A 20215-nucleotide genomic window follows, 5' to 3' on the forward strand; every position below is an offset into this window, starting at 1 on the left:
GAGGCATCGATGGCGAGTCAAGACTGGTTCGACAAGGACTTCTACGCCGTCCTGGGTGTGAGCAAGGACGTCAGCGATGCCGACCTGAAGAAGACGTACCGCAAGCTCGCGCGCAAGTACCACCCCGATTCCAATCAGGGTGATGCCGCGGCGGAGGCCAAGTTCAAGGAGATCAGCGAGGCGTATGCCGTGCTGAGCGACGCCGAACAGCGTGCCGAGTACGACCAGATCCGCGCCATGGGCACGGGCGCCCGCTTCACGGCGGGCGGCCAGGGTGCCGGCGGGTTCGAAGACGTCTTCAGCATGTTCGGCCAAGGTCGCGGCGGCGGTGCGAGGTATCAGTCCGCCGAGGACTTCGACGACATCTTCTCGATGTTCAACCAGCAGGGCGGCCGATTCGGCTCCGGCCGGTTCGGTCAGACCTCGGGCGGATTCCGCGGCTTCGGCGGCCCCACGAAGGGCGGCGACGTCACGGCGCGCACGACGATCGACTTCCTCACGGCGACCAAGGGCGAGACCATCACCCTGCAGGGGGAGGACGGCAAGCCGTTCAAGGTCAAGATCCCGGCCGGCGTCAAGGACGGGCAGAAGATCCGGCTGCGCGGCCGCGGCCGTCCGTCGCCCGACGGCGGCGAGAACGGCGACATCGTGGTGTCGGTGACGGTGCGTCCGCACCCGGTGTTCACCCGGGACGGGCTGAACCTGCGCGTCACCGTTCCCGTCACCTTCACCGAGGCCGTGCTGGGCGCGACCATCGAGGTGCCGACCCTCGGCGGTGACCCGGTGAAGCTGCGGGTCGCTCCGGGGACGCCCTCGGGACGTGTGCTGCGGGTCAAGGGGCGCGGCGTCGCCACCACGAAGGGCACCGGCGACCTGCTCGCCGAGGTGCAGATCGCGGTGCCGGCCCATCTGGAGGGCGAGGCCAGGGAGGCGCTCGAGCGCTTCCACGAGCTGGAGCCCAAGGAGAACCCGCGCGCCGACCTGATGCAGAAGGCTCGAGGGTAAGCCGACGTGAGCGAAGGAGATGTGGCGAGCGTAGGACGGATGCCACGCGCTGCGTCCTACGCTCGCGACATCGCCTACCGTCGCGACACGGAGAGGTGAGCGCATGAGCGACGAGATCGACGAGGACACCCCGATCTTCGCGATCGCGGTCGCCGCCGACCTCGCGGGCATGCACCCGCAGACGCTTCGGCAGTACGACCGCATCGGACTCGTGGTGCCCGCCCGCACGCGCGGCGGCTCCCGGCGCTACTCGCCCCGCGATGTGGCGCAGCTGCGCGAAGTGGCGCGCCTGTCGGCGGAGGGCGTGAGCCTGCCGGCCGTGGCGCGCATCATCGAGCTCGAGAACCACGTGCGGGAGCTGCGCCATCAAGTGCGCGACCTGGAGAACCGGGTGCGCGCCGAGGTCGAGAACCGCCCGGGCGCGCGGGTGTTCGCCGCCGGACCCAGTGGCGGCGTCATCACACTGCGCCACGGCAAGCGCGTCCCGCGCGCGACCGACATCGTGCTGTGGCGTCCTCGTCAGCAGGAATCAGACGACTAGACCGTCCCGGCGGATCCCGGCATACAACGGCCCCTCGCGAAAGCGAAGGGCCGTTTGTGGATTTCCGACACGTCGTGGTCAGACCTCTTGACACCCCCGTCCTCCGACGGTTAACTGACTTTCGTTAACGGTAATCAAAGGAGTGACGCGGTGGTCACAATTCGTCCGACCCGAGCCCCGGCTCTCGGCGATCAGCTCGCGGCAGTGCTGCGCGATCTCATCGTCCGGCGCCAGTTGCAGCCGGGAACGCACCTCGTGGAGGATGCCCTCGCTGCCGAGTACGACGTCAGCCGGGGACCGGTGCGCGACGCACTGCGCCAATTGGAGTCGCAGGGGCTCGTGGAGTCCCGTCGTCGCGGTTACTACGTGGTGGGCCTCACCCAGGAGGACATCGACGACCTATACGAGCTGCGCGCCTCGATCGAGGTCGTCGCGGTCACCCGTGCGATCACCCAGGCCACCGCGGAGCAGATCCGCGCGGGCCGCCAGATCGTCGCCGAGATGATCGCGTGCGCCGACCGTGCCGCCGCCGACGACTTCGCCGACGCCGACATGCGCTTCCATGCGCTGCTCTACCAGATGGGCGGCAACCGCCGACTGCAGGACGTCTGGGAGGCGTACGAGGCCGTGTTCGCAAGCCTCATCCAGCTGACCGTCGAAGAAGACGTCGACCTGCACCCCTCCGCGCTCGACCACGGCCACCTCCTCGACCTCGTCGAACAGGGTGACGAGGCAGCGCTGCAGGCGGAGCTGCGTGAGCACCTCGATGGCGCCCGTGCCCGCATGACCCACGCCGTGCGGGCACTGCTCGCGGCCTCCGAAGGGGAAGACCCCCGATGACCGTTCTCGAGTCCGCGCCCCCGGCTGCTCCTGCGCCCGCAGCGCCGCAACCCGCTCCGGCGCCGCGGCGCCGCTTCGTCGGCGTGGCGCAGTCCAAGGCCCTGCTGCTGCTGGCGATCCCCGCCATGATCTTCTACGGCTTCGCCGTCATCGTCCCGTCGATCCGTGGCGGCATCCTGGCCTTCACGGACTGGGACGGCCTGTCGCAGAGCTACGACTTCGTGGGCTTCGACAACTTCGTTCGCATCTTCACCTCGCAGAGCTCGCTCGAGGCGCTGAAGATGACGCTGATCTTCGCGCTCGCGATCACCGTGCTGCAGAACGGCATCGGACTGCTCCTCGCGCTCGGGGTCAACAGCGGCCTGAAGTCGCAGAACTTCCTGCGCGTGCTGCTGTTCGCCCCCGTCGTGATCACGCCCGTCGTCGTCGCCTACCTCTGGAAGTTCCTGCTGACCCCCGACGGCGCCGTCAACACGCTCCTCGCCGGGGTAGGCCTGGGCGACCTGGCCCCCAGCTGGCTGGGCGACCCGACCTGGGCTGCCGTGTCGGTGGTCATGATGGTCGTCTGGCAGCACGCCGGCTATTCGATGGTCATCTACATCGCGGGTCTGCAGTCCATCCCGCAGGAGATCAACGAGGCGGCATCCGTCGACGGCGCCGGCGCGTGGCGCCGGTTCTGGTCGGTGACGTGGCCCCTGCTGGCGCCGGCCACCGCGATCAACATCATGCTCACGATCATCGGCGGGTTGAAGATGTTCACCGAGGTGTTCGTCCTCACCGCAGGGGGCCCCGGAGGGGCGACCGAGACGATGTCGACGCTGCTGTACAAGTCGGCGTTCCAGTTCAACGAGTTCGGTTACGGCATCGCTCTGGCGCTCGTGCTGGCCGTCGTGGTGGCGTTCTTCTCCATCACGCAGCAGCGGATGGCGCGGAAGGAAAGCAACTGATGTCCCGCTATTCCAAGGGCACCTTCGCCCGCGAGATCGTGATGCTCGGCGTCGCGCTGGTGTTCGTGTTCCCGGTCTACATCCTGGTGAACATGTCGCTGCGGCCCGCCAACGACACCTCGTCGCCGCTGCTGCCGTCGGGTCAGCCCACCTTCGACAACTTCATCGAGGCCTGGCAACAGGCCGGCCTCGCCTCGGCGCTGTGGAACAGCGCGGTGGTGACCGTGACCAGCGTCGTGCTGATCGTGGCGATCTCCTCGATGGCGGCGTACCCGCTCGCCCGGGTCATGTCGCGCCTGTCGACGACGATGTTCTGGATCGTGCTGGTGGGGATGATGATCCCCTTCCAGGTGGCGCTCATCCCGCTGTACCAGACCATGCGCGACCTCGGCCTGCTCGGTTCGCTCGCCTCGCTGATCCTCTTCTACACCGGCAGCCAGGTGCCTTTCTCGGTGTTCCTCTACACCGGCTTCCTGCGCACGCTCGAACGTGACTATGAAGAGGCGGCGGCGCTGGACGGCGCCGGCACCTTCCGCACCTTCCTCAGCATCGTCTTCCCGCTGCTGCGCCCCATCACCGGCACGGTCGTCATCCTCAACGCCATCACGGTGTGGAACGACTTCCTCGTGCCGCTGCTCTACCTCAGCGGCACGCCGCAGCAGACGGTCACCGTCGCGTTGTACGCGTTCGTCGGACAGTACGTCTCGAACTGGCCCGTCGTCTTCGCCGGTCTCGTGATCAGCGTGGTGCCCGTGCTGCTGGCCTACTTCCTCATGCAGAAGCAGATCATCAAGGGCTTCGCCGGAGGTTTGAAGGGATGACCCTCGAACCTTATGCGCTGCGCGTGGACGGGCAGCGCGATCCTCAGGGTGTCGTCGCCGCTCCCGTCTTCGCCTGGCGACTGCGCTCGCCGCGCCGGGGTGCGCGCCAGGTCGCGTACCGCGTGACGGTGGCCGTACGGATGCCGGACGGCGCCCTGGCCCGGGTGTGGGACTCGGGTCGCGTGCACGAGAGCCTCACCGTCGGGGTCGCCTACGCGGGAGCGCCGCTGGTGACCTCCGCCGACTACGAGTGGACCCTCGAGGTCGAAGACGATGAGGGCGTCACGGCATCGGCCACCGCCGCATTCGCCACGGGCATCGTGCACGCCGACGAGTGGGCCGCCGCGTGGATCGGACGCAACCCGGTCTACCGCCACACGGCGCTGCCGCCGCAGGACACCGACATCAGCTACACCGTCAACAAGCTGCAGCCGGTGCGTCGGTTCGTCCGCCACTTCGACCTCGACGTCGTCCCGGCCACGGCCAAGGTGCACGCCTCGGCGAAGGGCGTCTACCGCCTCTACGTCAACGGTCACAAGGTCGGCACCGATGAGTTCGCCCCTGGCTGGACCGACTACCGTGACCGCATCACCTACCAGTCGTGGGACGTCACGGCCTACCTGCGGCCCGGTCGCAACTCCATCGCGGCGCTGCTCGGCGACGGCTGGTACGTCGGCTTCATCGGCACCGACCGGCGGCACCACGCCCAGCACTACGGCACGGAGCCGGCGCTGCTGGTGCAGCTGATGATGGACCGTGCCGAAGGCGGCAGGTCGGTGATCGGCACGGATGCCGAGTGGAAGGAGGATGCCAGCGACATCCTCTATGCCGACATGCTCATGGGGCAGTACGAGGACTCCCGCCGGGCCGACCCGCAGTGGCACCTGCCCGAGCGCGCGGTCGACGACTGGTCGGGTGCGGTCGTCACCAGCGAGGACACGAGCCTGCTCACCCCCGAGGTCGACCCGGGCGTGCGCGCCACCGTGCGGCTGCCGGCCGTATCGGTCGTCCCGCGCGGCGACGGGCGGTTCATCGTCGACTTCGGGCAGAACCTCGTCGGCCGGGTGCGGCTGACCCTGCGCGGACAGCCGGCCGACCGGCGGGTGCAGCTGAACCACGCCGAGGTGCTCGACGACGGCGAGCTGTACACCGCGAACCTGCGCACCGCCGAACCCGTGGACGTGTTCTGGACCAACGGCGACGCCGAGCAGGCGTTCGAACCCCGCTTCACGCTGCACGGCTTCCGCTTCGCCGAGGTGCAGGGCATCGCCGGCGACCTCGCGGCATCCGACATCGAGGCGGTCGTGCTGCACAACGACGTCGAGTTCGTCGGCGACTTCCGCTCGTCGGACGCGGCACTGGACCGGCTCTTCCAGAACATCTCGTGGGGTCTGCGCGGCAACTTCGTCTCGATCCCCACCGACTGCCCGCAGCGCGATGAGCGCCTGGGCTGGCTCGCCGACGCGCAGGTGTTCGCGCCGACCGCTCTGGCGCTCGCCGACCTCGGTCCGCTGCTGCGCCGGTGGATGCGCGACGTGCGCACCGCCCAGAACGCCGACGGCGCGTTCCCCGACATCGCCCCGCACCTCATCCACCTGCGCGAAGGCGCCCCGGCGTGGGGCGACGGCGGGGTGACCGTGCCGTGGCAGGTCTACCGGGCCACGGGTGAGACCGCCGTGCTCGTCGAGGCCGCCGATTCGATGATCGCGTGGGTGCGCCACATCGAACGGCACAACCCCGACCTCATCTGGCGCGCCCAGGTCGGCAACGACTACGGCGACTGGCTGCAGATCGGCGAGGAGACCCGCAAGGACGTCCTCGCCACCGCCTACTTCGCCCGCAGCGCCCAGCTCACCGCCGCGACCCTGCGGATCGTGGGCCGCGACGACGATGCCGTGGCGATCGAGCAGCTGCGCGACCGCATCCGTGCGCGGTTCCGCGAGGCGTTCATCGCCGCAGACGGCACCGTCGCCGGGGACACGCAGGGCGGATACCTGCTGACGCTCGCCTTCGAACTGTGCGCAGACGGGGCCGAGCGCGACCGCGTCGCCGAGAAGCTCGTGGAGGCGGTACTGCGGCGCGACGTGTCGCTGACCGCCGGTTTCGTCACGGTGGGGCTGCTGTGCCCGGTGCTGGCCGACATCGGCCGCGAGGATCTCGCGTTCCGGCTGCTGCACAACGACCGGTATCCGTCGTGGCTGTTCTCGGTGCGCAACGGCGCCACGACGATCTGGGAGCGCTGGGACGGCTGGACCCCCGAGAACGGGTTCCAGTCCGCCCGCATGAACAGCTTCAACCACTATTCGCTGGGCTCGGTGGGGGAGTGGTTCCTCTCCGGGATCCTCGGCATCACCCAGCCGGCCGATGCCGCGGGGTACCGCGACATCGTGCTCGCACCGCGCTTCGATCCCTTCCTCGATCACGCCGCCGGGGCGCTGGAATCCCCGCGCGGACGCATCGAGAGCGGCTGGCGTCGCGACGGCGACCACATCGCCTGGAACGTGACCGTCCCACCCGGGGCGCCCGCCACCGCATCGCTTCCCTGCGCAGCAGCCGAGGTCACGGAAGGAGGCGAGAACGCGACGCACTCGCACGGCGTCACCCTGATGGACCGGAACGACGGGAGTACCCGACTGCGGCTGGAACCCGGAACCTATGAATTCCGGTTCCCGGCCCGGTGACCCCCGACACCCCGTTTTACCTGAACCCGGGGGCTCCCGCCCCCTTCCTGCATTGGAGTCTATCCACCATGAAATTGCGCCACATCGCCGTCGTAGCCGGTGTCGCCGTCGCGGGCCTGAGCCTGTCGGCGTGCTCGTCGTCGGAGCCGACGTCGGGTCCTGCCGAGGCCACGGACAGCCTCACCATCGCCACCACCTCGAACAACCAGGCCCCGATGGAAGCCGTCGTCGCCGAGTACGAGGCCAAGACCGGCATCGACGTCAACCTGACCGTCGCCGACACCTCGCAGTTCCAGACCACCATCCGCACGCAGCTGTCCAGCGGAACCGCACCCGACGTGTTCACGGTCTGGGCAGGCGGCGGCAACCCCGGTGCCATTCAGGTGCTGCAGGGCGCGGGCTACCTCGCCGACCTCTCCGACCGTCCGTGGGTCGACACCGTCGATGCCGGCACGGCTGAGACGCTGCAGATCGACGGCAAGACCTACGGGCTGCCCTCGAAGCTCGACGCCGTCGGTGCGATCTACAACACCGCGACGCTGGAGGAGCTCGGCCTCGAGGTGCCCCACGACCTACACCGACCTGCTGGGCTACTGCGCCGACGTCGCCTCGGCGGGCAAGGTCGCCTTCGCCCTCGGGATCCAGAGCGACTGGGTGACCCAGCTGATCCCGTACGCCCTCGTGGCATCCACCGTCTACGCCGACTCGCCCGAGTTCGACGCGGGCCTCGCGGACGGCTCGGAGACCTTCGCGGGCTCCGGCTGGGGCGATGCGTTCGAGTCGTACCTCGAGATGGACGAAGCGGGCTGCTTCAACAAGGACCCGCTGGGCACCGACGTCACCGCGTCGTACAACCTGCTGAACACCGGCCAGGCGGTCGGCGTCGTTCAGGTGCTCGCCTCGTACCCGCAGATCATGTCGACGGCCCCCGCCGGCACCGAGTTCGGGTTCTTCCCGCTGCCGGGCGACGACTCGGGTACCCCGTCGATCCCGCGCGGCATCGGTGTGAGCTTCGCGGTCAACGCGGATGCCGTCAACGAGATCAACGCGCTGGACTTCGTCGACTGGCTCGCCACCCCCGAGGCCACGAGCGTCTGGTTCTCCGCAGCCCCCGGCATCCCCGCGATGAGCGACGCCGAAGTGGAGCTCGACCCGGTGATGCAGGCTGCGGCCGACATCATCGCCGAGGGGCGCACCGCTCCGATGCCCGACCAGGGCTGGCCCAACGCCAAGGCGCAGTCTGCGCTCTTCATCGGCGTGCAGCAGTTGTTCTCCGGCCAGTCCGGTGTGGATGACGTGCTGGGCGCGATGGATGAGGCCTTCGCCGGCTGATCCGACGTCCCGGGCGCGCGATGTCCCCCCACTCGCGCGCCCGGGATCCCATTCCCTCTCCCCGGAAAGAACCCCTCACCCATGTCCTCGCACGACATCATCACCGCCGTTCCGCTCGCCTTCGACGAACACGGCGCCCTCGACCTCGACGGCTCCCGCCGGATCCTGGAGTACGTCGCCGCCTCCGGCGTGCAGGGGGCACTGGTCCTCGGGACGACCGCCGAGTTCCCCGCCCTGTCCATCGAAGAGCGCAACGCCGTCGCGCGACTCTCGGTCGAGGTGCTGGCCGGCATCCGGGTGATCGTGCACGTCGGTGCGGCCAGCCGGTTCGAAGTGTCCCAGCTCATCGCGGGTGCGCGGGCCGCGGGCGCCACCGAGATCGCGGTGCTCACCCCCTACTACCTGCCCGCTCCGCCCGACGAGGTGTACGACTTCTTCAAGGAGGTCGTCGCGGAAGCAGCGGGGCTGGACGTCTACGTCTACATGTTCGAGGCCCGCACCGGCATCCCGGTCGACGAAGAGCTGCTGGTGCGCCTGGCGGGCCTGCCCGGTGTCGTCGGAGTGAAGGTGAGTGGGGAATCGCTCGATCTCATCTCCACGTTCCGAAGCCGCATGCCCGAGGGCTTCCGCATCTACACCGGCTCCGACGGTGACTTCGCGCGCGCCGGCGTCGCCGGGGCGGACGGCGTCATCTCGGGCGTCGCCTCCGCGTTCGCCCGTCCGTTCGTCGCCATGCGCGAGGCGCTGCTCTCCGGTGACACCGCGCGCGTCGCCGAACTGCAGGGCGACATCGACGAGGTGGTCGCCGCCGTGGACGGATCGCCCGCACGCATGCGGGCGGCGCACCACCTGTCGGGCCGGCCGGTCGGTGGACGCCGCATGCCCATCCCGGAGCCCGACGTCGAGGTCCTGGCGCGGCTGTCCCGCGCGCTGCCCCAATTCCACTGAACCGCGGCGCCCAGCGTGGCGCGCCGCAGGGGCTGACCGGCCCCGGAGGGCGCCCCGCCCGCCACCCCCTGGCGGCGGGGCATCCTTCCTCCACCGTCGGCGAGAGCCGCACCGCCTGCGGGCGCCGTCCGCACCACGAACACACGGGAGTCATCATGAGCACCTACACCGTCCCCGTCCCCCGCGAGCGCACCACGGCGCCCCCGCGCACGGCCTACCTCATCGCCAGCGGCGACCTGCGGGAGGCGGCGAACGTCGGCGGATGGCCGACGCAGGCTCGGATGGAAGCCGATGTCACGGCGGCGATGGGCGACCTCGGGTGGACGGTCATCCGCGCCCATGAGGTCGACGCCGAGACCGGTCACGGCTTCATCTCCAGCCAGCGCATGGGGCTCGAGGTCTTCGCCGGCATCCCCGTCGACGCGCCGCTGATCGTCGCCGAGGCGGTGTGGCAGTACTCCCACCACGTGCTGGCGGGGCTGCGCACCCATGAGGGCCCCATCCTCACGGTGGCCAACTTCGCCGGTGAATGGCCGGGCCTGGTCGGGCTCCTCGGCCTCAATGCGGGCCTGACGAAGATGGGCAAGGAGTACGCCACGATCTGGTCGGTCGACTTCACCGATGCGTGGTTCCGCGACGGCCTGAAGGAGTGGACCGAGACCGGTCGCATCCGCCACGACGACTCCCACGTGCGCCCCCTGCCGGCGCTCCCCGACACCCCCGAGGTCGCGCTCGGCCGTGCCCTCGGCGATGAGCTGCTGGCCGACAAGGCCATCATCGGCGTGTTCGACGAGGGCTGCATGGGCATGTACAACGCCATCTTCGACGACGAGCTGCTCAACCGCACCGGCATCTACAAGGAGCGCCTGTCGCAGTCGGCGCTGTACGCCGAGATGCTGCGGGTCACCGAGGTCGAAGCGGATGCCGCGTATGACTGGCTCATCGGCCGGGGCATGACGTTCCGCTACGGCGCCGACGCCGTCACCGAGCTGACCCGCGACCAGGTGCAGTGGCAGCTGAAGATGTACATCGCGGCGCTGCGCATCGCCGACGACTTCGGGCTGGATGCCGTCGGCATCCAGTACCAGCAGGGGCTGAAGGACCTGGTGCCGGCGTCGGACCTGGCCGAGGGTATCCTCAACTCCACCGAGCGTCCCCCGGTGCTCTCCCGCGACGGGAAGTGCGAGCTTTTCGCCGGGCGCGCCTTCCCGCACTTCAACGAGGCCGACGAGGGGGTCGCCGTCGACGCACTCGTGACCGACCGGGTGTGGCGGGCGATGGGACTCGTCCCCGACAACACGCTGCACGACGTGCGGTGGGGCGAGGAGTACGACGGACAGTTCGTCTGGGTGTACGAGATCTCCGGCTCCGTGCCCGCCTCGCACCTCGGGGGCTGGGACCAGGCGGAGGGCTGGCGTCAGGGGCACGTGTTCTTCCCCGCCGGTGGGGCGACCATCAACGGCGTGAGCAAGCCGGGCGAGGTCGTCCTCTCGCGCGTGTACATCGCCGACGGGGGGCTGCATGTCGACCTGTTCCGCGGGTCGGTCGTGGAGCTGCCCGCTGAGGAGACCCAGCGTCGCAAGGACGCCACCAACCCGGAGTGGCCGATCGCGCACGTCGTGCTGCACGACATCAGCCGCGATCAGTTCATGGCCCGCCACAAGGCGAACCACGCGCAGCTGGTCTACGCGCCCGACGCCGAGACCGCCGACAAGGCGCTCGTCGCCAAGGCCGCGATGTTCGAGCGCATGGGCATCGCGGTGCACCTGACGGGGCGCGTCGCGCTCTGAGCCCGAGGCCGGGCGCGCCGGGAGCGGCCCGTCGCGCCCGGCGTCGTCCGGGGGTGTCGCGCCGGGGCGTTGCCGTGAACGCAGCGCCTACGCGCGGGCCGCGATGAACGCGTCGTAGTCGGCGCGCGGGTCGCATACGCGCCGCCCGGCCGGTCCGCGACGCCGAAGCATCGGGAGGGGCCGGGCGGCGCGGTGATCAGGCTGCGTCCACGGTGGCCGTGGCATCCTCGATTTCGCCGACGAGCACTTCGAGCACGTCTTCGAGGTAGAGCAGGCCCACGGTGTTGCCGTCCCGGTCGAGACTGCGCGCGACGTGGGCGCCGCGACGACGCAACTGCGCCATCGCCTCTTCGAGCTCGGTGGTCTGAGAGACCGTCGCCAGGCGGCGCAGGCGCTTCTCGGGGATGGGCGCGGCGAACTGCTCGGGACTGTCGAGGTCCATCACGTCCTTCATATGGACGTAGGCCACCGGCTCGCCGTCCGCCCCCGCCAGCACGTAGCGCGAGAACCCGTGCTCGGCGACGGCTCGCTGCACGTCGGCGGGGGTCGCGGCCTCGGGCAGCAGCACCATCTCGCCCAGCGGCACATCGACGTCGGCCACGGTGCGCTCGGTGAACTCGAACGCACCGGCCAGCGTGCCGGACGCATCGACGAGGGTGCCCTCGCGGCGCGACTGCTCGACGATGTTGGCCACCTCGTCGAGCGTGTAGGTGCTGGTCGCCTCATCCTTCGGCTGCACCCGGAACAGCCGCAGCACGCCGTTGGCGGCGGCGTTGAGCGTCCAGATGACCGGCTTGAGCACCTTGGCCACGGCCACCAGGGCGGGGGCCAGGATGAGTGCTGCGCGGTCGGGGATCGAGAAGGCGAGGTTCTTCGGGATCATCTCGCCGAACACCACGTGCAGGAACGTCACCAGCGCCAGCGCGGTGGAGAAGGCCACGATGCTGATGACCTCCGGCGAGAGCCCGGTGAGGCCCAGCGGAATCTCCAGCAGGTGGTGGATGGCCGGCTCCGAGACATTCAGGATCAGCAGCGAGCACACCGTGATGCCGAGCTGGCTGGTGGCCAGCATGAGGGTCGCGTGCTCCATCGCCCACAGGGTGGTCTTCGCGGCCTTGCTGCCCCGCGCCGCGAGCGGCTCGATCTGCGAGCGGCGGGCCGAGATGACGGCGAACTCGGCCCCCACGAAGAACGCGTTGGCGATGAGCAGAACGAACAGCCAGACGATGCCCCAGACGTCATCACTCATGGCCGGCCCCCTTCACGAGAGTCTCGATGGTTCGGTCGTGGCTGGACATCAGGCTGGGGTCATGCTCCGGATCGTCGGGGGTGTAGCGGAGGCGCACGATGCGGTGTCCGTCGATGCGCTCGACGCGCAGCGTGCCGTCGGCGACACGGACTTCGTCGCCGAGTTCTGGCAGGCGCTCGAGGGAATCGGTGACGTAGCCGCCGGCGGTCTCGTAGTCGCCGTCCTCGGGGATCTCGATGCCGGTGCGGTCCAGGACCTCATCGGGGCGCCAGCTGGCATCGAAGGTGACCGAGCGGCCCGACCGAAGGATGCCGGTGCGGGTGCGGTCGTGCTCGTCTTCCAGCTCGCCGACGATCTCCTCGACCAGGTCCTCGAGCGTCACGATGCCGGCGGTACCGCCGTACTCGTCGCCGACGACCGCGATCTGCAGACCCTCGGTGCGCAGCACCGTGAGCAGGTGGTCGGCGCCCATGCCCTCGGGCACGGTGCGCACCTCGCTCATGAGGTCGTCGGCGCGCAGGCGCTGACGGTCCTCGAGCGGGACCGCGAACGCGTGCTTGACGTGCACGACACCCACGACGCGGTCGGGGGTGCCGTCGATGACGGGGAAGCGGGAGAAGCCCGTGGCCCGCGACTGCGCGATGATCGCGGCGGCCGTGTCGGCCACGTCGACGCTGACCATCCGCACGCGCGGGGTCATGACCTCGGAGGCATCGTGCTCCGCGAAGCGCAGCGTGCGACGCAGCAGCTGAGCGTCGGATTTGTCGAGCAAGCCCGCCAGAGCCGAGTGCCGGATCAGGTACGACAGTTCGTCGGCACTGCGCGCACCCGAGAGCTCCTCCTTGGGCTCGATGCCCATCGCCCGGATGATCGCGTTCGCGGTGTTGTTGAACAGCAGGATCAGCGGCTTGAACACCGCCGTGAAGGCACGCTGGAACGGGGTGACGAGCTTCGCGGTGGCCAGCGGCACGGCCAGGGCGAAGTTCTTCGGCACGAGCTCGCCGATGATCATCGAGAAGAGCGTCGCCAGCACGATGCCGACGACCGTGCCGATGGGCGAGACGGCGCCTTCGGGAAGGCCGAGACCCAGCAACGGCTCACGCAGCAGGCTGCTGATGGCCGGCTCGAACGTGTAGCCCGTGAGCAGCGTCGTCAGCGTGATGCCGAGCTGCGCGCTGGAGAGGTGGGTCGAGGTGACCTTCAGTGCCTTGATGGTTCCGTCGAGGCCGCGCTCGCCACGGGCGCGCCGGGCTTCCAGCTCGTGCCGGTCGAGGTTCACCAGGGCGAATTCACTGGCGACGAACAGGCCGGTGCCGATCGTCAGGATCAGCCCGATGCCGAGCATCATCCACTCGTTCATGTGTCACACCCCCTGACCGTTGAACGTGCCGCGATGGTGGCTGGGCAGTCAGAGGGCGCGGGACTATGAGCCGGGGGGTCATCCATGATCCCCTCAGGCTAGGGATCCCCTCTTTCCGCAAGCTGGGAAATCGCCCGAGCCTTCCGTGCCGCGAGCGCGCGGGATGCCGCCGAGTGAGCATTCGTCCCGCCGAGTGAGCACTCATGCCGCCGAGTGAGCATTCGTGCCGCCGAGTGAGCATTCGTCGCGCCGAGTAAGCACCCGCGATGCGAACATACCGCGCAGTCGGTATGCTGTCGGGACGCGGTGCAGAACGGACGAGGAGGTTCGGATGCAGATCACCGGAGCCGTGCTCGAGGTCTCGGGCGCAGAGCCGCCGTTCGCGGCATCCCGCCCCTTCACGGTCGGCCCCCTCTCGCTCGAAGGCCCGGCCGCCGGGGAACTGCTCGTGCGCATCGAGGCCGCCGGAGTCTGTCACTCCGACCTCAGCGTCGTCGACGGCAACCGCCGCCGCCCGGTGCCGATGCTGCTCGGACACGAAGCCGCCGGAATCGTCGAGGAGGTCGGCCCCGGCGTCGGCGATCTGCGGCCGGGGGCACGGGTGGTCATGACCTTCCTGCCGCGATGCGGGGCATGTGCCGGCTGCGCGACCGATGGGCGGCTGCCGTGCGAGGTCGGCACCGCCGCGAACACCGCCGGCACGCTCGTGGGCGGCGGGACTCGATTGCGGCGAGGGTCGGATGCCGGCGAGCCGGTGTTCCACCATCTCGGGGTGAGCGGGTTCGCCACGCACGCCGTCGTCAGCCGCACCTCCGTCGTGCCGGTGCCCCCGGACGTGCCCGGCGAGATCGCGGCGCTGCTCGGATGCGCCGTGCTCACCGGCGGCGGCGCCGTGCTCAACGCCGCGCGCCCGGCACCCGGATCGGCGATCGCCATCGTGGGCCTCGGCGGCGTCGGCATGGCCGCGCTGCTGGTCGCCGTCGCCCTCGGGCTCGAGGTGATCGGCGTCGACGCGGTACCCGCGAAGCTGCGGATCGCGCGCGAACTCGGCGCGCACGACGCCCTCTCACCGGCGGATGCCGTGGCGCGCGGCATCCGCGTGCCCGCCGTCGTCGAGGCGGCAGGTTCCGCCCGCGCCTTCGAGACGGCGCTCGCGCTCACCGCCCCCGGCGGCACGACCGTGACGGTGGGTCTTCCCGGGCCGGCGGCGCGCGCGGAGGTCTCGCCGTTGCAGCTCACGGCCGAGGCGCGCACGATCATCGGCAGCTACCTGGGCTCCGCGGTGCCGGCGCGCGACATCCCGCGCTACATCGATCTCTGGCGGGCGGGGCGGCTGCCGCTGGAGCGGCTCGTGACCTCTCGCATCCGCCTGGACGACATCGATGTCGCGATGGATCGCCTCGCCGCCGGCGGCGAGCTGCGCCAGCTCATCGTCTTCTGACCGCCTGCCGTACCCGCACGTCTCGTTCCGACCGCACTGCCCGTTGCACTCTCGAAAGGACTTCGCATGACCCGAACCGCTATCGTCACCGGTGCCGCCCGCGGCATCGGCGCCGCCACCGCCCGCCGCCTCGCCGCCGCCGGCCACGCCGTGGCCGTGCTCGACCTCGACGCGGCCGCCTGCGCCGACACCGTCGCCGCCATCGAAGCGGAAGGCGGGACCGCGCGCGCCGTCGGTGCCGACGTCTCCGACGCCGCCGCCGTGGCATCCGCCGTCGCGACCATCACCGCCGACCTCGGTGCGCCGACGATCCTGGTCAACAATGCCGGGATCATCCGCGACAACCTGCTGTTCAAGATGAGTGAGGACGATTGGGACGCTGTGCTCACGGTGCATCTGCGCGGGGCGTTCCTGATGACCAAGGCCGTGCAGGCGCACATGGTGGATGCCGGGTGGGGGCGCATCGTGAACCTGTCGTCGACCTCGGCGCTCGGCAATCGCGGGCAGGCGAACTACGCCGCCGCCAAAGCCGGAATGCAGGGGTTCACCAAGACGCTCGCGATCGAGCTCGGCCGCTACGGGGTGACGGCGAACGCCGTGGCGCCGGGGTTCATTCAGACCGACATGACGCGGGCGACGGCGGAGCGGATGGGGGTGCCGTTCGAGGACTTCGTCGCGGCGATGGCGAAGGAGATCCCGGTGGGGCGCGGGGGGACGCCGGAGGATGTCGCGACGGCGGTGGCGTTCTTCGTGGGCGAGGATGCCGGGTTCATCTCGGGCCAGGTGCTGTACGTGGCGGGCGGGCCGCGCGCATGATCGCGGTGGATTCGCCGGCGGAGCTGGCCGGGGTCGTCGGGGCGACGGCCACGGGGGAGTGGTTCGAGATCACGCAGGAGCGGATCGCGGCGTTCGCCGAGGCGACCGAGGACCGGCAGTGGATACACCTGGATGCCGAGCGCGCGGCATCCAGCCCCTTCGGGGGGACGATCGCGCACGGGTATCTGACGCTCTCCCTGCTGCCGCGGCTGACCGAGGGGCTGCTGCAGGTCGGCGGGGTGGCGATGGCGGTGAACTACGGCCTCGACAAGGTGCGCTTCCTGCAGCCGGTGCGCGCCGGGGCGCGCGTGCGGGCGGTGACGGAGGTCGTGTCCGCGGACGAGACGCCGCAGGGGGTGCGGGTGGGCATGCGCACGACCGTGGAGATCGCCGACGCCCCGAAGCCCGCACTGATCGCCGAGACGCTGGCTCTGTTCGTCCCGCCGCCGAGTGAGTATTCGCATCGCCGAGTGAGTACTGCCGCCGCCGAGTGAGCATTCGCTTCGCCCGCTGAGCACCGGGCTCGAATGCTCACTCGGCGCGTCGAATGCTCACTCGGCAGCTCGAATGCTCACTCGCGGCGACGAATGCTCACTCGCGGGCCAGGACGAGCGCCATGCCTTGGCCGCCACCGACGCACATCGTCTCCAGGCCGTAGCGACCGCCGGTCGCGGCGAGGCCGTTGATCAGCGTCGACGTGATGCGGGCGCCCGTCATGCCGAACGGATGCCCGACCGCGATCGCCCCGCCGTGCACGTTCAGTCGCGAGTCGTCGATCCCGAGCTCGCGGGCCGAGGGGATCACCTGCGAGGCGAACGCCTCGTTGATCTCGACCAGATCCATGTCGTCGATCCCGAGACCCGCTCGCGCCAGCGCCTGTCGCGACGCTTCCACCGGGCCGAGCCCCATGATCTCCGGCGACAGCCCGCTCACCCCCGTCGACACGATGCGCGCGAGCGGCTGCAACCCGAGGGCGTCCACCACCCGCTCCGACACGATCACCACGGCCGCCGCCCCGTCGTTGAGCGGACAGCAGTTGCCCGCCGTCACCGTCCCGTCGGGCCGGAAGACCGGGTCGAGTTCGGCAAGACCCGCGGCGGTCACTCCGGCGCGCGGCCCGTCGTCGGCATCCACCACCGTCCCGTCCGCGAGCGTCACCGGCGTGATGTCCCGCGCCCAGAACCCCGACGCGATCGCGGACTCCGCCCGCTGCTGCGACCGCGCCGCGTAGGCGTCCTGCTCCTCGCGGGTCACACCGTGCAGCTGCGCCACGTTCTCGGCGGTCTGCCCCATCGCGATGTACGCATCCGGCAGCGCGCCGCCGGTGCGCGGATCGACCCACGCGGCTGCGCCCGCATCCCCTCGCGCGGCCGTCCGCGCCGCGGCATCCGCGAACACCGGATTCACCGCCTCCGGAAGATCGGCGAACCCGTGCGCGTACTGCGAGACCGACTCGACGCCGGCCGAGACGAACACGTCGCCCTCGCCGGCCTTGATCGCATGGAACGCCATCCGCGTCGTCTGCAGCGAGGAGGAGCAGTACCGGTTCACGGTCGTGCCGGGCACGGCATCCATGCCGAGCATCACCGCCACGATCCGCGCGATGTTCATGCCCTGCCGCCCGGCGGGCTGCCCCGTGCCGATCATCAGGTCGTCGATCCGACCGGGATCGAGCGCAGGCACCTGCGCGAGCGCGGCCTGCACCATCTGCGCGACGAGGTCGTCCGGGCGCACCTCGGCGAGCGACCCTTTGCGGGCGCGTCCGATCGGGGAGCGGGCGGTGGCGACGATGTAGGCCTCGCTCATGAGACGAACGCCTGGATGCCGGTGATCTCGCGCCCCACGATGAGCGTGTTCATGTCGTGCGTCCCCTCGAATGTGTAGATCGCCTCCGCGTCGCAGAACGCCCGCGCCGCGCCGTGGTCCAGCGTGATGCCGTTGCCGCCCATCACCTCGCGGCACAGCGCCACGGTCTCCCGCATGCGCGCCGAGACGAAGGCCTTCGCCATCGCCGACTGCGCGTCGGTCTGCGCGTCCTCGTCCTGCAGCTGCGACACCCGGGTGCACAGGGCCAGGCACGCGGTGATGTTCGACAGCGCGGTGGCGAGCTTGTGCTGCACGAGCTGGAACGACGCGATCGGCCTCCCGAACTGCTCGCGCTCGCCGGCGTATCGCACCGCCGCCTCGTAGGCGCCGATGCCGTTGCCCAGCGCCTGCCAGGCCACCTCGGCGCGCGTGAGGCGCAGCACGATCGCGACCTCGGTGAACGAGTGGATCCGCTGCAGCCGCAGCGACTCCGGCACGACCACTCCGGTCAGCGTGATGTCGGCGTTCTCCACCGCGCGCAGCGACTGCTTGCGCTCGATCTTGGTGGCGGAGTACCCGGGAGTGGACGTCGGCACGATGAATCCCTTCATCTCGCCGTCGGCGGTGTCCCGCGCCCACACCACGGTGATGTCCGAGAACGCCCCGCTGCCGATCCAGCGCTTGGCGCCGTCGATCACCCACTCGTCGGTGCCGTCGGCGGCGGTGCGGCGGGTCGCCGTGGTGCGAAGGCCGCGCGCCGTGTCGGATCCCGACAGCGGCTCGGTCAGCGCGAACGCGCCGACGATCTCGCCGCGCGCCATCGGACCGAGCCACCGCTCGCGCTGCTCGTCGGAGCCGCCCACCCAGATCGCGTTCATGGCCAGACCGCTGTGCACGCCCAGGAACGTCGCCGTCGAGGCATCCACTCGGGAGATCTCCAGCGCCACCCAGCCCCGGTACAGGGCGCTGTTGGCGTACTGGGCGACCTCCGGGATGCCGGCGCCGAGCATGCCCAGCTCGGCGAACCGGGGGAACAGGTGCCGGGGGCTCTCCGCGCGTTCCCAGAACTCGTCCGCGCGCGGCGCGACCTCGAGCTGCAGGAACTCGCGGATGAGCCCCAGCTGCGCGCGCTCGCCGTCGGTGAGCGCGGCCTGCAGGTCGTAGAAGTCGGCGTCCAGGCGCGGCGCAGGTGCGGCGCCCCTGTGGTCGCCGGGGGTGGTGAGGGTGAGCGGCATCGCTCCTCCGATCGTCGGTGATCCGGTACGGCGCCCATCATGCAACATTTTGGAGAATGTTGCATCCCCGCCCTTCGGCGATAGAGTTCCGGCATGTCCGTGCCCGCGCCCGAGGCCACCGCCACCATCGCGACGGTGGGGGTGGATGCCGCGCCCTCGTGGCTCTCGGAGCGCCTGGCATCCCACCCCGACTCCCGCCGCGCGTTCGACCTCGCCCGGGAGCTGTTCATCGCGGGGCACCGCATCGACATGGGCGGGCTGGCGTCGACCCTCGGGGTCGACCGCACGTCGCTGTTCCGCTGGGTCGGCAATCGCGACGCGCTGCTGAGCGAGGTGCTGTGGTCGCTCGCCATGCCCACCCTCGTGCAGGCCGAGCGCGCCACGGCCGGTCGCACCGGCCCCGACCGCATCGCGGAACTGCTGACCCACTTCGTCGCCGACCTCAACCAGGCGCCGTACTTCCGCGACTTCCTGCGCCGCGAGCCCGCTCGCGCGCTGCGGCTGCTCACCACGAAGGAGAGCGAGATCCAGCGGCGCTACGTCGCGACGGCGGAGTGGCTCGTGCGAGCCGAGCTCGGTGAGCGGCCGCTGGGCGGCGCCATCGACGTGCACAACCTCGCCTACCTGCTGGTGCGCGTCTCGGAGTCGTTCACCTACGCCGACCTCATCGCCGGCGACCAGCCCAGCGCCGCGCGCGCCCGCGCCGCGTTCCGCGTGCTCCTGCGCGCGGACTGACCCCTGGAGGATCGATGCCGCACTACGGCGTGCGCCACTCGTTCGCGACCCGCTGGCGCGACAACGACCAGTACGGCCACCTCAACAACGTCGTCTACTACGAGGCGATGGACACCGCCGTCAACGCGTGGATGATCGCCGAGGGGGGCCTTGACCCCGCGGCATCCCCCGCCATCGCGCTCGTCGTCGCGTCGTCGTGCGACTACCGGGCGTCGGCGTCGTTCCCGGAGCCGCTCGAGGTCGGCATCGGCGTCGAACGGCTGGGCACCACGAGCATCACGTGGGCGCTGGGGATCCTGCGCGTGGGCGAGGAGGAGCCGGTCGCGGTCGGCCGCTTCGTGCACGTCTTCGTGGATGCCGTGACGCGCCGGCCCGTGCCGGTGCCGTCCGAGGTGCGCGCCGCGGTACAGGCTCAGCTGCGGGGCTGAGCCGCGGGTCGGGGTCGGGTGCGGGAGCCTTCGGGCGTTCCGGGGTTCGGTGCCCGATACGCGCCCCGAACCGCCGCGAGGCCGGAGTTGGTGCCCGATACGCGCCCCGAACCGGGGCGGGCGGGTGCTTGCCCGGTACGCGCCCCGAACCGGGGTGAGACGGGGGTTGGCGCCCGATACGCGCCCCGAACCGGGGTGAGACGGGGGTTGGCGCCCGATACGCGCCCCGAACCCCCGTGG

The 20215-nt window shown here is 70.5% G+C and carries 18 protein-coding genes and 1 pseudogene; 15 read left to right on the forward strand and 4 right to left on the reverse strand.

Going from position 1 to position 20215, the window contains the following annotated elements:
- The first annotated feature begins 9 nt into the window (after nucleotides 1-9).
- The 10 genes and pseudogenes from ACFVR6_RS01220 to ACFVR6_RS01265 all read left to right on the forward strand — a co-directional run bounded on the left by ACFVR6_RS01220 (nucleotide 10) and on the right by ACFVR6_RS01265 (nucleotide 10905).
- Nucleotides 10-1005, forward strand: coding sequence for a DnaJ C-terminal domain-containing protein (locus ACFVR6_RS01220; RefSeq protein WP_386958033.1), 996 nt, complete (start codon nucleotides 10-12; stop codon nucleotides 1003-1005).
- A 103-nt stretch (nucleotides 1006-1108) separates the two neighbouring features.
- A complete protein-coding gene (locus ACFVR6_RS01225; protein ID WP_386958035.1) occupies nucleotides 1109-1546 on the forward strand; it encodes a heat shock protein transcriptional repressor HspR in 438 nt (145 codons plus the stop codon).
- A gap of 150 nt (nucleotides 1547-1696) precedes the next feature.
- Nucleotides 1697-2386 (forward strand): GntR family transcriptional regulator, encoded by a 690-nt coding sequence (locus tag ACFVR6_RS01230; RefSeq protein WP_386958037.1) that lies wholly within the window; start codon nucleotides 1697-1699, stop codon nucleotides 2384-2386.
- Nucleotides 2383-3333 (forward strand): carbohydrate ABC transporter permease, encoded by a 951-nt coding sequence (locus ACFVR6_RS01235; protein ID WP_386958039.1) that lies wholly within the window; start codon nucleotides 2383-2385, stop codon nucleotides 3331-3333. The genes ACFVR6_RS01230 and ACFVR6_RS01235 overlap by 4 nt, the downstream gene beginning before the upstream one ends.
- Nucleotides 3333-4154, forward strand: coding sequence for a carbohydrate ABC transporter permease (locus ACFVR6_RS01240; RefSeq protein WP_386958040.1), 822 nt, complete (start codon nucleotides 3333-3335; stop codon nucleotides 4152-4154). Before ACFVR6_RS01235 ends, ACFVR6_RS01240 begins: the two co-directional genes overlap by 1 nt.
- Nucleotides 4151-6835, forward strand: coding sequence for a family 78 glycoside hydrolase catalytic domain (locus ACFVR6_RS01245; protein ID WP_386958042.1), 2685 nt, complete (start codon nucleotides 4151-4153; stop codon nucleotides 6833-6835). The genes ACFVR6_RS01240 and ACFVR6_RS01245 overlap by 4 nt, the downstream gene beginning before the upstream one ends.
- A gap of 68 nt (nucleotides 6836-6903) precedes the next feature.
- Nucleotides 6904-7338, forward strand: a pseudogene (locus ACFVR6_RS01250) (ABC transporter substrate-binding protein); the annotation flags it as partial.
- Between the two features lie 13 nt (nucleotides 7339-7351).
- A complete protein-coding gene (locus ACFVR6_RS01255; RefSeq protein ID WP_386958044.1) occupies nucleotides 7352-8167 on the forward strand; it encodes an extracellular solute-binding protein in 816 nt (271 codons plus the stop codon).
- A gap of 81 nt (nucleotides 8168-8248) precedes the next feature.
- Nucleotides 8249-9115: a dihydrodipicolinate synthase family protein gene (locus tag ACFVR6_RS01260; RefSeq protein WP_386958046.1), complete on the forward strand. Its 867-nt coding sequence runs from the start codon at nucleotides 8249-8251 to the stop codon at nucleotides 9113-9115.
- Between the two features lie 155 nt (nucleotides 9116-9270).
- Complete coding sequence (locus ACFVR6_RS01265; protein WP_386958048.1) at nucleotides 9271-10905, forward strand: fucose isomerase; 1635 nt, start codon at nucleotides 9271-9273, stop codon at nucleotides 10903-10905.
- Nucleotides 10906-11101: 196 nt separating this feature from the next.
- On the opposite strand, the gene ACFVR6_RS01270 is transcribed toward ACFVR6_RS01265, so the two are convergent.
- On the reverse strand, nucleotides 11102-12154 hold the full coding sequence (locus ACFVR6_RS01270; RefSeq protein ID WP_386958050.1) for a hemolysin family protein: 1053 nt from the start codon (nucleotides 12152-12154) through the stop codon (nucleotides 11102-11104).
- Complete coding sequence (locus ACFVR6_RS01275) at nucleotides 12147-13514, reverse strand: hemolysin family protein (protein ID WP_386958052.1); 1368 nt, start codon at nucleotides 13512-13514, stop codon at nucleotides 12147-12149. Before ACFVR6_RS01275 ends, ACFVR6_RS01270 begins: the two co-directional genes overlap by 8 nt.
- 331 nt (nucleotides 13515-13845) lie before the next feature.
- On the opposite strand from ACFVR6_RS01275, the gene ACFVR6_RS01280 reads away from it, so the two are divergent.
- The 3 genes from ACFVR6_RS01280 to ACFVR6_RS01290 all read left to right on the forward strand — a co-directional run bounded on the left by ACFVR6_RS01280 (nucleotide 13846) and on the right by ACFVR6_RS01290 (nucleotide 16265).
- The gene (locus ACFVR6_RS01280; RefSeq protein WP_386958054.1) at nucleotides 13846-14955 is read left to right on the forward strand and encodes an alcohol dehydrogenase catalytic domain-containing protein; all 1110 of its coding nucleotides are present in this window, start codon (nucleotides 13846-13848) and stop codon (nucleotides 14953-14955) included.
- A 66-nt stretch (nucleotides 14956-15021) separates the two neighbouring features.
- Nucleotides 15022-15771, forward strand: a complete 750-nt coding sequence (gene fabG, locus ACFVR6_RS01285; RefSeq protein WP_386958056.1) for a 3-oxoacyl-ACP reductase FabG — start codon at nucleotides 15022-15024, stop codon at nucleotides 15769-15771.
- Nucleotides 15768-16265: a MaoC family dehydratase gene (locus ACFVR6_RS01290; protein ID WP_386958058.1), complete on the forward strand. Its 498-nt coding sequence runs from the start codon at nucleotides 15768-15770 to the stop codon at nucleotides 16263-16265. The genes fabG and ACFVR6_RS01290 overlap by 4 nt, the downstream gene beginning before the upstream one ends.
- Before the next feature lie 97 nt (nucleotides 16266-16362).
- On the opposite strand, the gene ACFVR6_RS01295 is transcribed toward ACFVR6_RS01290, so the two are convergent.
- Together ACFVR6_RS01295 and ACFVR6_RS01300 are read right to left on the reverse strand one after the other, a co-directional pair.
- Nucleotides 16363-17577 (reverse strand): acetyl-CoA C-acetyltransferase, encoded by a 1215-nt coding sequence (locus tag ACFVR6_RS01295; protein WP_386958060.1) that lies wholly within the window; start codon nucleotides 17575-17577, stop codon nucleotides 16363-16365.
- Entirely contained in the window at nucleotides 17574-18812 is a 1239-nt protein-coding gene (locus ACFVR6_RS01300; protein ID WP_386958062.1) for an acyl-CoA dehydrogenase family protein, read from the reverse strand. The genes ACFVR6_RS01295 and ACFVR6_RS01300 overlap by 4 nt, the downstream gene beginning before the upstream one ends.
- 93 nt (nucleotides 18813-18905) lie before the next feature.
- Here ACFVR6_RS01300 and ACFVR6_RS01305 point away from each other — a divergent pair, with 93 nt between their 5' ends.
- Together ACFVR6_RS01305 and ACFVR6_RS01310 are read left to right on the forward strand one after the other, a co-directional pair.
- Nucleotides 18906-19547, forward strand: coding sequence for a QsdR family transcriptional regulator (locus ACFVR6_RS01305; RefSeq protein WP_386958064.1), 642 nt, complete (start codon nucleotides 18906-18908; stop codon nucleotides 19545-19547).
- Between the two features lie 14 nt (nucleotides 19548-19561).
- Complete coding sequence (locus tag ACFVR6_RS01310; protein ID WP_386958066.1) at nucleotides 19562-19975, forward strand: acyl-CoA thioesterase; 414 nt, start codon at nucleotides 19562-19564, stop codon at nucleotides 19973-19975.
- Nucleotides 19976-20215 lie beyond the last annotated feature (240 nt).

The organism is Microbacterium sp. NPDC058021 (genome assembly GCF_042885955.1).
In the GTDB taxonomy this organism is placed as follows: Bacteria; Actinomycetota; Actinomycetes; order Actinomycetales; family Microbacteriaceae; genus Microbacterium.